Here is a 14,201-nt window from a genome sequence, read left to right on the forward strand (position 1 = left end):
TGGAGGCCGCGGGTCCGCGCCGCCCCCGTCAGGACGTAACCGGCTGAATCTGGATGATGTGTGTTTTTGTCACCGTCACAGAAACTAACAGAAAGTGTCTATAAAGTAGCAAAACGTCACAGGCTCGCCAGGCGAGTCGTGCCGAGGATCGGCGTGTCACGGCGTGTCACGGCATGTCGCGGGCGTGTCGTGGGCGTATTACGAGCCCGTCACGATGTGTCACGCTCTGTCACACGGCGAGTCCGGGTCCGAATCCGCGCGGCGGACGTCCCGATCGCTCTTCCCGACCCTCGCGAGCCGTGGAAGTCTGGCCGCGCCCGCGCTCCGCCAGCACCACTGCCGGAAGGTTCGCCGTGCCCGACAAGATCGACAGCGCCACGTCCAGTGCCGCGACATTCGACGTGTACAGCCCCGACAGCTACGACGCGGGCATCCCGCACGCGACGTTCGCCGAGATGCGCCGCACCGCCCCCGTGTACCGCCACGCCGACCCCGACCGCCCCGACGGCTTCTGGGCCGTCACCCGGCACGCCGACGTGATCCGGGTGTCCCGGAATCCGGAGATCTTCTCGTCCCGCGAGCGCCTGTCGCTGCTCGTCGAGCCGACCGAGGACATGCTCGACACCCAGCGCCTGATGATGCTCAACATGGACCCGCCCGAGCACTCGCGGCTGCGCAACATCGTCAACAAGGGCTTCACCCCGCGCACGACGCTGACCCTGGAGGACAAGGTCCGCGAGGCGTGCGAGCGCATCGTCTCGGCGGCCGTCGCACAGCGCGAGGGCGACTTCGTCGCGATGTGCGCGGCCGAGTTGCCGCTCGTGGTGATCGCCGACCTGATGGGCGTACCGCAGATCGACCGGCACAAGCTGTTCGAATGGTCGAACAAGCTGGTCGGTGAAGCGGATCCGGACCTGCGCTCGGACGACGACGCCGAGGGTCGACAGGTTCAGATGGAGATGTTCGGATACGCGGACGCGCTCGGCGCGGCCCGGCGGGAATGTCCGGTGGACGACATCGTGTCCAAGCTGGTCTGCCCCGATCGGGACGGCCAGGAGCTGACCGCGATCGAATTCGACCTGTTCTTCATGCTGCTCGCGGTGGCCGGCAACGAGACCACGCGGAACGCGATATCGGGTGGCATGCACGCGCTGATCCAAAACCCCGAGCAGTGGGAACGGCTGCGCGCCGACCCGGCGGGGCTGGCCGGCACCGCCGCGGACGAGATCGTCCGCTGGGTCAGCCCGGTCAACGCCTTCAAGCGCACCGCCGTACAGGACACCGAGCTGAGCGGGCAGCCGATCGCCGCCGGCGACAAGGTGGTGGTCTACTACGCGTCCGCCAACCACGACGAGGACGTGTTCGTCGACCCGCATCGGCTCGACATCGGCCGCGACCCGAACCCCATGCTGGGCTTCGGCGGCGGCGGTCCGCACTTCTGCCTCGGCCGGCATCTGGCCAAGCTCGAACTGGAGATCATGTTCCGCACCCTGGCCGAGCGGGTCGAGCGGGTCGAACTGCTGGGCCCGGCCCGGCGGATGCGCTCCAACTTCCTGAACGGCGTGAAGGACATGCCGGTCCGGATGCACTCGGCGTGAACGGACCGCGGCCGGCCCGACGAAGGGTCGGACCGGCCGCGGCACTCGAGGTGGCGCCGATCAGGTCGGCGGCACCTCGATGTCCGTCTCCAGTCGGCGACGCGCCCGCAGGCCCTGGGTGATCGGGTGTTCGTCGCCGAGCTTGCGTCGACACGCGCGCTCGGTGCGGGTGAACCATTCCCGGGACTCGTCCCGGCGGCCGATCTCGCCCAGGCTCTGCACCCGGTTGCAGGCCGCGACCAGGGTGTGCGGGTGGTCGGCGCCGAGCAGCGCCTCGTACCGGTCGTAGGTCACCCGGTCGAGCTCGGCGCACTCGTTGACCTCACCCGCCCGATACAGGTTGTTCGAGTGGTTGAGCCCGGCCGCCAGCGTGAACGGGTGGTCCTCGCCCAGCAATTCGCGCAGACCGTCCAGACAACGCTGCCCGAGGGTCATCGCCTCCTCGTCCCGGCCGACCGCCCGCAGGTAGGTGGACAGGTTGCTGCCGCACCCGAACGTGAAGGGGTGCTGCGCGCCGAACTGCTCGCGGTAGCCCCGGTACGCCTCCTGAGCGAGTTCGAGCGCCGCCTCGTCGTTGCTCATCGCGTGGTTGTCGGCGGCGAGGTTGACCGTGCACGCGAGCAGCACGGGGTGGGTGGGACCGAGGTAGGCGCGGTACTTCTCCAGGGTGTCGCTGTCCAGCGAGCGGGCGTAGCGGGCGTCCCCCGTCTGCCGGATCGTCACCGCGAGGTTCTTGGAGGTGCGCATCGCGTCCCGGGTGCGACCGATCGCCTCCTCCCGCGCCAACGTCTGCTGGAGCACCGCCCGCGAGCCCGCGTAGTCACCCAGCTCGCGCAGGTCCTGGCCGATCTCGTTGGCCAGGAAGCAGGTCCTCGGGTGGTCGTCGCCCTGGATCCGCCGGCGCCGGTCGTACGCCTCCTGGTGTACCTCGCGCGCCTCCTCCAGCCGGCCCATCAGGCGGAGCGAGACACCGAGGTTATTCGCGGCGAGCAGGGTGTCGTTCGCGTCCTCGCCGAAGACGTCGCTGAAGCGGGCGTAGTTGTCCCGGTCGGATTCGAGCGCGGTGTGGAAGCGGCCGAGCGAGCGCAGGTCGCCGCCGTAGCCCCGGCCGGTGATCAGGGTGTGCGGGTGGTCCGGGCCGAGCGACTCGCGCTGGGCCTCCAACGTGGCCCGGTCCAGGTCGTATGCCTTGCGGTACCTGCCCTGGGAGCGATACACGTTCGCCAACTGGGTGCACATCCGCAGGGTCAGCGCGTCGTGCCGGTTGAACCGCGCGCGCCAGCGGTCGAGCGCGATCTCGGCGATGTACTGGCCGAACTCCCAGTCGTTGAAACGCCAGGCGAAGCGCACCTGTTCCACGATCCAGCGGCGCACGCCCTCCGAGTCGCTCTCCAGCGCGCGCGAGGGCACCAGGTGCTTGTACAGCTCCTCGTACGCCTCCTGGTTGGCCGGGTCGTCCACGTCGCCGGGCGCGTTGGCGGCCAGGATCTCCAGCACCCGGGCACGCCGGGCGGCACTCTCCTCGGCCGGCATCTGGTCGCGCAACACGGCCTGGACCAGGCGGTGCACCTGGATGGTGTCCTCGCCTCGGTCCACCCGCGCCAGCGCGTACCGGCCGAGCTGCTGGAAGATCCGGGACAGCAGCAGGGTGTCGCCGAGCGAGCTGTCCACCCGGACCAGTTCCTGGAGCACCTCGCGCGAGCGCAGCAGCCGCATCGAGATGGAGTCGGGCGACAGGTACGCGCACAGCTCCAGCAGGCGCACCGCCGCCGGCTGCCGCTCCTTGAGCTCGTCGAGCGAGACGGTCCAGGTCGCGGCGGCCGTGGTCGGGTAGTCCGGCGGCTGGCCCTCGTCCAGGATCGCGCTGACCCGGGTGTTGACCCGCTCCAGGTATTCCTCGACCTGCATCGCCGACTCGGCGAGCCACGCGCCGGCCTGCTCGACCGCCAGCGGCAGGTCGCCCAGGGCGGTGGCCACCTTCTGCGCGTCCGCCTCGGTCAGTGCCGGCACCCGGCGCTGGAGCAGCGCGACACTCTCGTCGCGGCGGAACACCGGGACCTCGAGCGGGCGCGCGCTGCGCGCCCAGAGGTCGTTGCGCGAGGTGACCAGGACGTGGCCGTTCACGCTGCCCTGCGGCATCAGGTGGGCCACCGACGCCGGTTCGTCCGCGTTGTCGTAGATCACCAGCCAGCGATCGTACGGCTCGCCCTGTTGCAGGGTCTGCAACACCGTGGCCGCCGCGTCCGTGACGTTCTCCCCGGAGGGCAGGTCGAGCCGCGCGCCGAGCCGGGCGAGCTGGGCGGCGACGCCTTGCGCCTGCTCCGCCGACACCCACCAGATGACGTCGTAGTCGGCGGCGAAGCGGTGTGCGTACTCGAGCGCGACCTGGGTCTTGCCGACGCCGCCGAGGCCGTGCAACGCCTGGGGCAACACGGCGGTCGCACCCTTGGCGAGTTGGTCGCGCAGCCGTTCGAGGATGTCGTCGCGCCCGGTGAACGCCGGGTGGCGGGGCAGCAGTTGGGCGACCCTGGGCTTGGTTCCGGGGAACCTGGGGCCGTCCACCGGGGTCCCGTCCGCAGGCGTGCGACCGAAGGCGGTCAGCAGCGCGGTACGGCAGTTGTCCTCGGACAGCGAGGTCAGCGTGACCGTTTCGCCCACGCCCGGGTCGCTGTCGACCAGGTCGTCCACCCGCAGCGTCACCACGCTCGCCCGGTCGACCGCCGCGAGCCGGCGCAGGGCCGTGCGCATCGCGGTCCAGGATCGACTGGGGAGCGAATGCGAGGACGAGACGATCACGACGCTGTCGACGTTCTGCAAGTCCTCGAGTGGCGTGTCGCTGCCGCCGGTGCCGACCACCTGGGCGCCCGAGGCGGTCAGTTGCGCGCGCACCCAGTCGACCCACATGCGGTCGCGGGCGCTGTAGAGGATCCGCACCGTGACCGGGGCGGTGTACCGGATCCGCTCGAAGCGCCGCAGCTCGCGGCGACGATCCACCTCGTCGATCGGGTTGAGCCGGGTGATCGCGCCGTCGGTGAGCACGCCGGTCAGGCGCTCGTAAGCACTGAGCAGGCTGCCTTCCTGGAGCGGCCGGTCGCCCAGCGTCGCGAGGGTCTCCTCGTAGGCGTAGAACGCCTTGTAGGGGATCTCCACCTCGCCCCAGTACTTGGTCCGCTCGGCCTCGGTCCGGCTCGCGAGGAATTCCGCGAACCGCTCGCGGGCGTGGTCGCGGCCGGCTTCGAGCTTGTCCTTCTCGTCGTCCTCGACACGCATCGGGACGGGCAGGATCCGCAACGGGCGATCGGCCTGCCGGGCGATCGAGCGGGCCACGTTCACGCCGCCGTCGATCGCCTGTTCGTTCAGGGTGAAGCCGTCCACCACGACGTCGGGCAGCAGCGTGGTGCAGATGCCGGCGATGTCGTTGAGCCCGGTCCGGCTGTCGATCAGCGCGTAGTCGTAGGAGGCGCGCATGTCCTCGCGCAGCGCGTCCAGGAAGCCGATGCCGTGCGGGCTCTCGCAGAAGTCGGCCCAGTTGAAGCCCGCGAGCGTGGCCGCGTAGTCGTGGTTCTGCCGGCCGGGGCCGAGGAAGCGGATCAGGCCGCCGTCCGGGAAGTCCCGGTCGACCTTGACCGCGCAGCCGTCCACCCGGCTCTCGTCGATCCGGCTCGCGTCGATCATCGCGTCGGTGCTCGCGTCGGATCCGACCACCTTGGCGAAGGCGCGGATCATGTCGAGCACGCCGCGCGTGTCCTCCAGCCGCTTGTCGATCAGGTAGGGGTGGAAGTAGCGGTGCAGGCCGGGTGATTCGAGGTCCCAGTCCACGACGAGCACGCGCTTGCCTCGGGAGGCCAGGATCCAGGCGACGTTGGCCAGGGCCATCGTGCGGCCGGTGCCGCCCTTGTACGAGTAGAACGTGACGACGGTTCCCGGCGGGTTGTCGCTCATCGTTTCAGTGCTCCTCAACATCGCCACCGGGTCCCCACAGCAACGGGCGGCGGGGATTGTGTCGGGCCGTGATCCAGCGGGGTCGGGTGGGCAGGTCCGGGCCGGTGCGGGAGTGCGTGGGCAGGGCCCGGGCAGCGGTCGCGACCGGCGCGGGGCCGGCGTACGGCATTCGGGCCGGAGCGGGGCTCGGGACGGTGCGCACGGCCGGGACGAGTTCGCGCGCCTCGGCCGGCGGCAACGGGCGCAGCGGAACGCGGTTGACCTCGACCACCACCCGGGCCAACTCGGCGATCAGCCGCCGGTAGTCGGCCGAGTGGCCCTCCAGGCGCATCAGGTCGAACAGGCCCTGGCGGGAGTAGATCGGACCGTAGTCGCCGTCGGCGCCGAGATCCGGGGTCGGCTGCTCGCCGGGGCGCGATTCGGTGGCCCGCCAGCGCACAATGACCATCGCGTCGAGCTGTTCGCCGGTCCGGACCCGGTGGCCGCGCACGCGTTCGGCCATCACCGCCCATTCGCGCATGGCGGCGGGGTCTGCGAGGTAGTCGGGCGACGCCAGCACCACGGCCGCGGGAAACGAGCACGCGGCGAGCGATTCGGGCGGGTCGCCCGGATCGCGGTCCACACACGGCGACAGCAGGCCCCGCGCACCGTCCCGGCCCGCCACTCGGGCGGAGACGGCTTGTTCGAGATCGGAGTGGAAACGCTCGACGTAGGCACGCTCGTCGCCGCACGACCGACTCGTGAAGAAGACTGGTGTCATCTCGACCCCTGCTGTCGGTGCTTCGTTTCGACGCGCGTGGGATTGCCCTCCCCGTCCGTCACTCGTTGTTCCCAGGCTACCCGAGTTCATCACTCGAAGTTACTCCTCGTAACATCAGGTAATCTCATGTTCTCTCTCGTTTCGTGTTGTTTTGCCCACGTCCACGGCCTGCCCACCCGGCTCCGCCGCGCCTGCGGCACCGTTTCGCTCCGCCCACGTCCGCCGGCCCGATCGCACCCGTTCGGCCGCGCGGCGCGCCGCGTCGGCGGGTACGTCCTCGCGCCACCACGGCTCGACGGTGCCCGCCATGGCACCCACGACCCGCTCGCCGTCCGGCGTCAGCTCACCGGACGCGCGCAGCGTGTCGATCGCCTCGGTGACGTGCGCGCGGTGCACGGCGAACTCGGCCTGCGCCCGATCCTGCTCCTCCCCTGCGGCCGTCTGCCGCCGAATCCGCCAGAAGTCCGCGATCCCCAGGTGCGCGTAGGCACCTTGCAGGAGTGCCCCCACCGGTCGGGGGTCCAACCGCCAGGGCGCCCGATACCGGGCCGCCGAGCGCTCCGAGAGCTTCGTGATGTCCTGTACCGCACCGAGCTTGTTGTGCTGGAACTCGTGGATCAGCGTGACGGCCAGCGTGGTCGGCCCCATGGCCGGCGCGAGCGCGATGCCTCCGAACGCGTATCGGGACGACGAACTGAGGCTGACCCCGGGCCCCGCGACCACCGGGACCACCGTGGACAGTGCCTCGCTCAGGCCGGCCGCGTAGGCCCGGTGAGCGGCTGCCAGCCGGCCCCACGCGTTCACGAAATTCCTTTGCAGCAAGGATACTTGGTGAGTGGTCAGGCGGGCCGTCGGCTCCCAGCGGTGTACGTCGCGATAGGGGTCGACGTCCTCGATCGCCAAGGTGGCGGACAGCCCGGCGGCCGTCGCGGAGCAGACCCGGTTGGCCTCGCGCCGCGAGATCGGCCGTCCATCGATCCGCCATTGCCGGCCGGTCGACGCGATCCGACCCGCGTCCCCGGACAGCCGCACCCGGCCCAGCGTGGGCAGGTACACCCACCCGTCGACGGCGCGCACCTCGATCCGGTCCGCCGGGCCGTGCTCGGGATCGGCGCGCAGTGCGGCGGCGGCCGCGATCGAGCCGAGATGGCCGAGCAATCGATCCGCGTCGGGTGCCGTCGAACCCGCTTCGGGTCGGCGCAGCCACAACAGGCAGCGCATCGCCCACGCGCCCGTGTAGGGATGCATCAGCACCGTCCGAGCCGCCTCCGGGGCCGTGCGCTGGATCTGGGCGAGCAGGTCGAGCGCATCGACCAGTCGCGCCGTGCGCGAACTCGGCAGGCGCTCGCGGGCGGCCGCGACCACCGCGTACACCTGGAGCAGCCGGCGGCTCTCCTGGGCCCGGGCGAGCGCGGCAACGGCCTCGGATCCGCCGTAGCCCGACGCGAGTTCGCCGAACATCGCGGCGTCGAGGCGATGCGTCCCGATCATCGCCGCCGCTCCAGACCCGCCAACAGCGCGCGCACGTCACCGCGCACCCGGGCACCCACGTGCTCGATCAGTGCCCGCAGGTCGGCGCAGTACACCGAGGGATTGTCGAACCCGTTGGCCGGGTGATAGCGATGCGCCCGCAGGCCGCCCCCGCAACTGCGCAGCACGGGACAGCGCCGGCAGGTCCGACTCGGCTCGTCGGTCCCGCCGCCGGGGCCGGCGAACGCGGTCGCGGCGAGCACGGTCGCCGGGTCGTGCCGGAAGACGTCGAGCCCGGTGGCCGCGGCGCCGTCGTACGCGGCCTTGAGCGCGTCCTGCCGTTCGAAGGTGCCGTCCGTCTCGACCACCAGCGAGCCCGCCGGGCTCAGACCCAGCGTCTCGCTGCGCACCGCCCGGCCCAGGCTCAGGTCGACGAGGTCTTCCAGGATCCGCACGCGCGTCTCCCGAACCGGCGCGCCGTACCAGCGGTCGAAGATCGCGATCAACCAGTCGGCGTAGAGGGTTTCGCCGTCGCGCGCGCCGGGCGGCGGGTACTCCCAGGTGGCGTGCGGCAGCAGCAGATCGATCATCGGCGGCGCGTGCGCGAGCAATGCCTCGTAGGTGCCGACCGGGTCGTTCGCCAGGTCGATCGTGCACAACAGCCCGCCGTACAGCGGCCGGTAGCGTTCCCGGCGCAGCAGCGCGATGCCGCGCACCGTCTCGGCGTGGCTGCCGCGCCCGTCGGCCCCGCGCCGGTGCCGGTCGTGGGCGAGTTCGTCGCCGTCGAGCGATACGCCGACCCGGATCCGGTGCGCCAGCAGCACCTCGGCGCAGCGCTCGTCGAGGAGCACCGCGTTGGTCTGCAGGGTGAAGCGCGGCTCGGCCACGCCGGCCAGCGCGGCACGCAGGCCGGTCGCGATGGCGTCGAGGCGATCGGGTCCCGCGAGCAGCGGCTCACCGCCGTGCAGCACGATGTCCACGGTCCGCAGGCCGGCTCGCTCGGCATGCGCGCGCAGCCACCGACCCAGCGCGACCACCGTCTCTTCGGCGATCAGGCGAGGCCGGTTCCGCCAACCCTGGTCCCGGAGTTCGTACACGTAGCAGTAATCGCACGCGAGGTTGCAGCGCGCGGCGATCTTGACCACGAATTGCCGAAACGGTATCGCTTCGTTCATCGGCCCTCCCACGGTCAGCTCCGGACGCCGGCACTCCCGTCCGACCGGGGTTCGTCGTCACCGTCGTCGGCATCGGCCTGCACCCAGATCTCGGCGAAGGCGGGCTCGACGGCGCTGTCGAAGCTGGCGACCACCGCCTCCGAGGGCTCCTCGGACTCGTGCATCAGCCGCCGCAGCGCGGACGCGAGCACGGAGGCCGGCAGATCGTCCAGATCGTCGAGACAGAGCCCGTCGAGGTCGGGCAGAGCCGACTCCACTTCACCGCGCTCTCCTTGCATCCGCAGGTCCCCCGTTCTCCCGCGCCGCCCGGACGTTCGAGATCACGTCGCAAGGCCACCGTGTGCCGTTCGAGTGTGCCGTCCGAGTGAAACCCGTACATTCGAGTGCGGAACGTATCGCCACGATTACACAAGCCTTCCTATACTAGCCGGGCCGGGCCGGCCTGCGCGATGCTCTGGTGTGGCAGAGTCGTACACACGAACGGTCGGCTTGGAGGCGGCACTTGCCTGGCCCGCCGCCGCCTCGGCGTGGTGGCATCGCTCGGCCGTCCTTGAACGGTGCTCGATCCCGGGGGTCGCTTGGTGGACTACGACTTCTTCACGAGTCACGTCGCCGACCGCGATCCCAAGTGGGCGGCCCGCTTCCACGACGACGTCGAGGCCGAACTCCGGCGCGCCATGGAACGGGTGCGCGGAGCCATCCGCTTGCAGCCGAGCATCGGCCCGGCGCAGATCCCGACCGGCGATCCGCCCGCGCAGGCGCGCGCGATGGTCGCGTTGTGCTCCGACGACTACTTCGAGGACTTGGACTGCGGCCGCGACTGGGCGGTGTTCACCGACCGGGTGCGACGGCACGAATCGCTGTTCGGTACCGCCCCGCCGGTGCTGATTCCGGTGCACTGGAAGGCGATCGAGGAGCCCATCCCGCACGCGGTGGGGGCGATCGAGTGGCCTGCGGGGATCGCGCCGCCCGGGGAGGGCGCGAGCGTGTTCGACATGCTGCGGCTGGGCGGCATCCGGGACATCGGCTACATCCGCGCGGTGCGCGTGGTGGCGGACCGGATCCGCGTCGCGCTCGACCACCACCTGGCGCCGTCGAGTGCCGCCGAGGCGGCCGAGGTCGAGCCGATGTTCGGGAGCGAGCACGGCGGTTCGCGCACGCTGCCGGAACTGCCCGTGCGCCGCGGGCCGATCCTGGAGTCGATCCCCCCGGCCCGCACCGACCTGGTGATCAGCTACGTCGGCAACGATCTCGCGTGGGCCGACTGGGTCTCGGAGGTGCTCACGTTCGAGGACTACCGGGTGTCGCTGAGCCGGTGGGACTGGAGCGCGGGCGAGAGCTTCGGCAAGGCGATGGCGCGGGCGCGCGGGCTCGGCGAGCACGTCCTCGCGCTGTTCTCCGAGCACTACTTCGAGACCAGGCGGCTGGCGATGGACGAGTGGGAGGAGGCGCTCGGCGACCCGGACACCGGCGGACGGCTGCTGCCGATCGTGGTGGGGCGTACCCAGGTGCCGTCGATGTTCCGCGGCGTCGAACCGGTCGACCTGACCGAGGCGGACGCGGTCGGCCAGCGCGACCTGCTCGTCGAGGCCGTGCACCGGTTCGCGCCGCTGCCCGCCCGGAATCCGGGGTTCTTCTGACCGCGTCCGACCCGATATCCCCGGCGCCGCGTCCGCCGCGCCCGGCGGGACCACCCAGGATTCCCCCGCCGCCCCCGCCGCGCTCGCCGACCGACAACCCGCCGGTGTGGAACGTCCCGGGCACCCGGGGCCGGTTCTACGGGCGCGACGGCACGCTCGCCGATCTGCGCACGCTCATGCAGGCCGAGCACCGCGTCGTGCTGCGTCCGCAGGACGACCTGCCCGGCCTGGGCACCACCCACCTCGCCCGCGAATACGCCTACCGGCACCGGCACTTGTACGACGTGGTGTGGTGGTTCGACTGCGCCGGCCGGCCCACCGAGAGCGGTGTCGCGTTCGTGCACCGGCTGCTCGGGCAGCTCGCCGATCTCGGGCACCGGGTCGACCAGCGGGTCGGCCCGGGGCACGAACTGCGCTCGCGCGAGGGATGGTTGCTCGTCTTCGACGAGGTCGACCGACCGGGCCTGGTCGGCGAGATGATCCCGATGGGCCCCGGCCACGTGCTGATCACCAGCACCGACCCGCAGGCCCGCCGGCTGGGCACCACGGTCGACCTGACCCCGCTCGATCGCGGCTCATCGGTGCTGATGCTGTTCGACGCCCAACGCGGGTTCGAGCTGGAGATGGTCACGGCCGAGGCGATCGCGGCGTACGTGGGCGACCGGCCCGCCGCGATCGCCCGGATCGCCGACCTGTTCGCGTCCGGCCTGGTGTCCCCGGAGGTGACCCTGGAACTGCTGCGCTTCGGGAACATGGCGAAGCTGCCGCGGACCATTCCGCAGAGCCAGGTCGTCTACCTCGCCGATCTGTTCCTGGCCGTGCGCGGGCTGCGGGCACCGGAGAAGTGGTCGATCTGGCTGGACCTGGCCGAGGACTACCTCGAACACCAGTTGCTGCACCGGCACATGACCGACGCGCGCTCGATGCTGTTGCACATGATCCGCGCGCTGGTCAACGGGCCGGAACCGATCCACTCGCTGAAGTGCCTGTGCCGGGCGCTGCTCGACGTGCTGCCCAACACGCAGGGCGTGGACGAGGTGTGCCGGGCGATCGAGAGCCTGCCGAGTTGACCGCGCCGCGGCCGACACGCCGATCCGCCGAAGGGCACCGGACCGGCGGTTGCGCGATGCTGGTCGGCATGGGGAAGGACGGGGACGACAAGGTGCGTTACTTCATCAGCCACGCCGGTTCGGACACGGAGTGGGCCGAGTGGGTCGCGGGACAACTCGTCCGGGACGGCCTGGAGGTCGAACTCGACGCGTGGGACTGGGCGACCGGGCAGAACCTCACGACGCTCGTGAGCCGCGCGCTGGACAACGCGGGGCACATGATCGCGCTGTTCTCGCCCGCCTACTTCACCCCGGAGCGCTGGACCACGGTGGAGTGGACCGCGATGTCGGACGCGCTGCGCGGCAGCGGGCGCCGGCTGATCCCGCTCGTGGTCCGGGAGTTGGTGCGCGAGGAGATCCCGTCCGTGCTGCGGCCGTTGTTGCGCAAGACGCTGTACGGCAAGACCGAGCAGGAGGCCCGCGTCGAGTTGCTCGCGGCGATCCACGGGCCGACCAGGCCGACCGATCCACCAGTGTTCCCCGCCCCGCGGGCGGCCGATCCCGCGCCGCCGGCCACGAGCACGCCGGCCACGACCGCGTCCGCCACGCCGGTCGCGTCCGCGCCCTCGGCGGACGAGGAACCCGCGCCGGGCCTGCCGGTCGCGCCCGTACTGCGCCGCACCATCGGCCCGGACCACACCCGCGCGCTGACCGACGCGATCATGGCCGTGCCGCGGATCGCGCGGACCGACCTGTGGAACCTGTGGCTCGATCTGGCCGAGGGCTACTACGAACAACCCTTGCCCCGCGAGCAGATCGCCGCGCCGCGGATCATGCTGCTGCGGCTGATCCACGATCTCTCCACGCTCGCGGAGCCGGAACCTGCGCGAGCGTTGGACGCGCTGGTCCGCGCGCTGGGCGACGTACAACCGACCGGCCCGGAGATCGAGCACGTGCGGGCGCTGCTGGCCGAGCTGACCCGTCCGACCGATCCGGCCGACCGGGCGTCCTCCTGATCGGTCGTCAACCGCCGTACGCGGCCCGCCGGCGCCGCTCGTAGGCGCGCCGCCACCCGGCCCGCCACAGCAGTGCCGTACCCGGCGGGATCCAGCGCAGCACCCGCTGCCGCTCGGCGTTCGTCGCGTGGTGCAGGTGGAACGCGACGAACGCGGGCAGGTCGCGGCCCCAGACCCGAACCGTTCGGGTCGGCATCCGCCCGTCGGGCGTACCGCGCACGTGCCGGCGCATCAACGGGAAGAGCTGGTGCTCCTCGGCCAGGCTGTGCCGGGCCACGAGTTCATACAGCCGCCCGATCGCGGGCGAGCGGTCGCGCAACGGCACGCTCACGTCGGCCGCGCGGCGCATCGCCTCCTCCAGGACCGAGTGGTCGACCTGGAACGCGGTCACCGTGCGCGCGGCGTGGGGGGAACCGGCGCGCACCCAGGGGTACAGGATCGTGTGCTCCTCGCGGTGATGCGCCGCGAGGAAGCGCAGCACGAGCGCAAGGTGTTCCTCGACCGCCCGCACCCGCAGGATGTCGACCGGATCGAGGTGTCGAGTCGCCTCGGTCAGGCGGGCCAGCTCCTCCCGCAGACCGCGGTGCGCGACGTATCCGGGGGTGAGGTCGAGGGTGGGAGTGGGGGCGAGGGGTCGGGCGATGCTCGTCGACACGGTGGGCCGCCTCGGGAGGCATGGAAAGGGCGAGCCTCACACCGTAAGGGCACTCGGTGGGTGTCGAACCCGAATGCAAGGAGATTTCCGGCCATTCCCGAAGGCCGCCCGTTTCCGGTCCGATACCGGCCGAGCCGATACCGAACCGGAACGTCGGTTGTCGCTTTTCTTGCCTGTCCCGTTCCGGTCGCCGAACCGCCCGGCGGCGCGCTACTTGAGGTTGGGGATCGTCCAGTCGATCGGCTTGTGCCCCATGGCCTCGAGCGCGGCGTCGATCTGCGAGAACGGCTTGCTGCCGTGGAAGAGCTTCGCGGACAGCGGCGACGGGTGCGCGCCCTGCACGATGGTGTGCTTCGAGGTGTCGATGAGCGACGCCTTCTTCTTCGCGTGCCCACCCCACAGCAGGAACACGACCGGCTCGTCCCGGTCGTTCACGGCCTTGATCACCGCGTCGGTGAACTTCTCCCAGCCGCGGCCCTTGTGCGACGCGGCCTCGTGCGCGCGCACCGTGAGCACCGTGTTGAGCAGGAGCACGCCCTGTCGGGCCCACGGCATCAGGTAGCCGTTGTCGGGGATGGGCAGACCGATGTCCGCGTTCATCTCCTTGTAGATGTTGCGCAGCGACGGCGGGATCTTGACCTCGGGACGCACCGAGAAGCACATGCCGTGCGCCTGGTTGTCGTCGTGGTACGGGTCCTGCCCGACCACGAACACGCGCACGTCCTGATAGGGCGTCGCCTCCAGGGCCGCGAAGACCTCTTCGTCCGGCGGGAAGACCTGGTGTTCCTTGCGTTCCGCGTCCACGTACGCGGTCAGCTCGGCGTAGTAGGGCTTCGCCAACTCCTCCGCGAGCACGGGCTGCCAGGACTCGGGCAACGTCTGCACAGCAAGAACCT

The 14,201-nt window shown here is 71.1% G+C and carries 11 protein-coding genes; 4 read left to right on the forward strand and 7 right to left on the reverse strand.

Translation table 11 applies throughout. The annotated features are described in order from the left end of the window. Positions 1-353 precede the first annotated feature (353 nt). Complete coding sequence (locus OG928_RS07940) at positions 354-1,598, forward strand: cytochrome P450 (protein WP_406280960.1); 1,245 nt, start codon at positions 354-356, stop codon at positions 1,596-1,598. Positions 1,599-1,658: 60 nt separating this feature from the next. Here OG928_RS07940 and fxsT read toward each other — a convergent pair whose 3' ends face one another. From fxsT to fxsA, 5 genes are all read right to left on the reverse strand, one after another. Further along, on the reverse strand, positions 1,659-5,540 hold the full coding sequence (gene fxsT, locus OG928_RS07945; protein WP_406280962.1) for an FxSxx-COOH system tetratricopeptide repeat protein: 3,882 nt from the start codon (positions 5,538-5,540) through the stop codon (positions 1,659-1,661). Positions 5,541-5,544: 4 nt separating this feature from the next. Beyond that, on the reverse strand, positions 5,545-6,300 hold the full coding sequence (locus OG928_RS07950) for a hypothetical protein (RefSeq protein ID WP_406280964.1): 756 nt from the start codon (positions 6,298-6,300) through the stop codon (positions 5,545-5,547). 114 nt (positions 6,301-6,414) lie between these two features. Then, positions 6,415-7,791 (reverse strand): HEXXH motif domain-containing protein, encoded by a 1,377-nt coding sequence (locus tag OG928_RS07955; protein ID WP_406280966.1) that lies wholly within the window; start codon positions 7,789-7,791, stop codon positions 6,415-6,417. Then, on the reverse strand, positions 7,788-8,945 hold the full coding sequence (locus OG928_RS07960; protein WP_406280967.1) for an FxsB family cyclophane-forming radical SAM/SPASM peptide maturase: 1,158 nt from the start codon (positions 8,943-8,945) through the stop codon (positions 7,788-7,790). The genes OG928_RS07955 and OG928_RS07960 overlap by 4 nt, the downstream gene beginning before the upstream one ends. A 14-nt stretch (positions 8,946-8,959) precedes the next feature. Continuing rightward, positions 8,960-9,202: an FxSxx-COOH cyclophane-containing RiPP peptide gene (gene fxsA / locus OG928_RS07965; protein WP_406280969.1), complete on the reverse strand. Its 243-nt coding sequence runs from the start codon at positions 9,200-9,202 to the stop codon at positions 8,960-8,962. Between the two features lie 300 nt (positions 9,203-9,502). Here fxsA and OG928_RS07970 point away from each other — a divergent pair, with 300 nt between their 5' ends. The 3 genes from OG928_RS07970 (at position 9,503) to OG928_RS07980 (ending at position 12,650) form a co-directional block, all read left to right on the forward strand. Continuing rightward, entirely contained in the window at positions 9,503-10,585 is a 1,083-nt protein-coding gene (locus tag OG928_RS07970) for a TIR domain-containing protein (protein ID WP_406280971.1), read from the forward strand. Positions 10,586-10,689: 104 nt separating this feature from the next. Next, entirely contained in the window at positions 10,690-11,655 is a 966-nt protein-coding gene (locus OG928_RS07975) for a hypothetical protein (RefSeq protein ID WP_406280973.1), read from the forward strand. A gap of 68 nt (positions 11,656-11,723) precedes the next feature. Next, positions 11,724-12,650: a TIR domain-containing protein gene (locus tag OG928_RS07980; protein WP_406280975.1), complete on the forward strand. Its 927-nt coding sequence runs from the start codon at positions 11,724-11,726 to the stop codon at positions 12,648-12,650. Between the two features lie 7 nt (positions 12,651-12,657). On the opposite strand, the gene OG928_RS07985 is transcribed toward OG928_RS07980, so the two are convergent. Both OG928_RS07985 and OG928_RS07990 read right to left on the reverse strand, forming a co-directional pair. Then, positions 12,658-13,305 (reverse strand): hemerythrin domain-containing protein, encoded by a 648-nt coding sequence (locus tag OG928_RS07985; RefSeq protein ID WP_406280977.1) that lies wholly within the window; start codon positions 13,303-13,305, stop codon positions 12,658-12,660. A 210-nt stretch (positions 13,306-13,515) separates the two neighbouring features. Continuing rightward, the gene (locus tag OG928_RS07990) at positions 13,516-14,190 is read right to left on the reverse strand and encodes a uracil-DNA glycosylase (RefSeq protein WP_406280979.1); all 675 of its coding nucleotides are present in this window, start codon (positions 14,188-14,190) and stop codon (positions 13,516-13,518) included. Positions 14,191-14,201 lie beyond the last annotated feature (11 nt).

The organism is Embleya sp. NBC_00896, from assembly GCF_045207785.1.
In the GTDB taxonomy this organism is placed as follows: domain Bacteria; phylum Actinomycetota; class Actinomycetes; order Streptomycetales; family Streptomycetaceae; genus Embleya.

Coding starts and splice junctions, on each gene's coding strand:
- fxsT (WP_406280962.1), bottom strand. CDS start 5,540: ATGAGCGACAACCCGCCGGGAACCGTCGTCACGTTCTACTCGTACAAG.
- OG928_RS07980 (WP_406280975.1), top strand. CDS start 11,724: ATGGGGAAGGACGGGGACGACAAGGTGCGTTACTTCATCAGCCACGCC.
- OG928_RS07960 (WP_406280967.1), bottom strand. CDS start 8,945: ATGAACGAAGCGATACCGTTTCGGCAATTCGTGGTCAAGATCGCCGCG.
- OG928_RS07950 (WP_406280964.1), bottom strand. CDS start 6,300: ATGACACCAGTCTTCTTCACGAGTCGGTCGTGCGGCGACGAGCGTGCC.
- OG928_RS07955 (WP_406280966.1), bottom strand. CDS start 7,791: ATGATCGGGACGCATCGCCTCGACGCCGCGATGTTCGGCGAACTCGCG.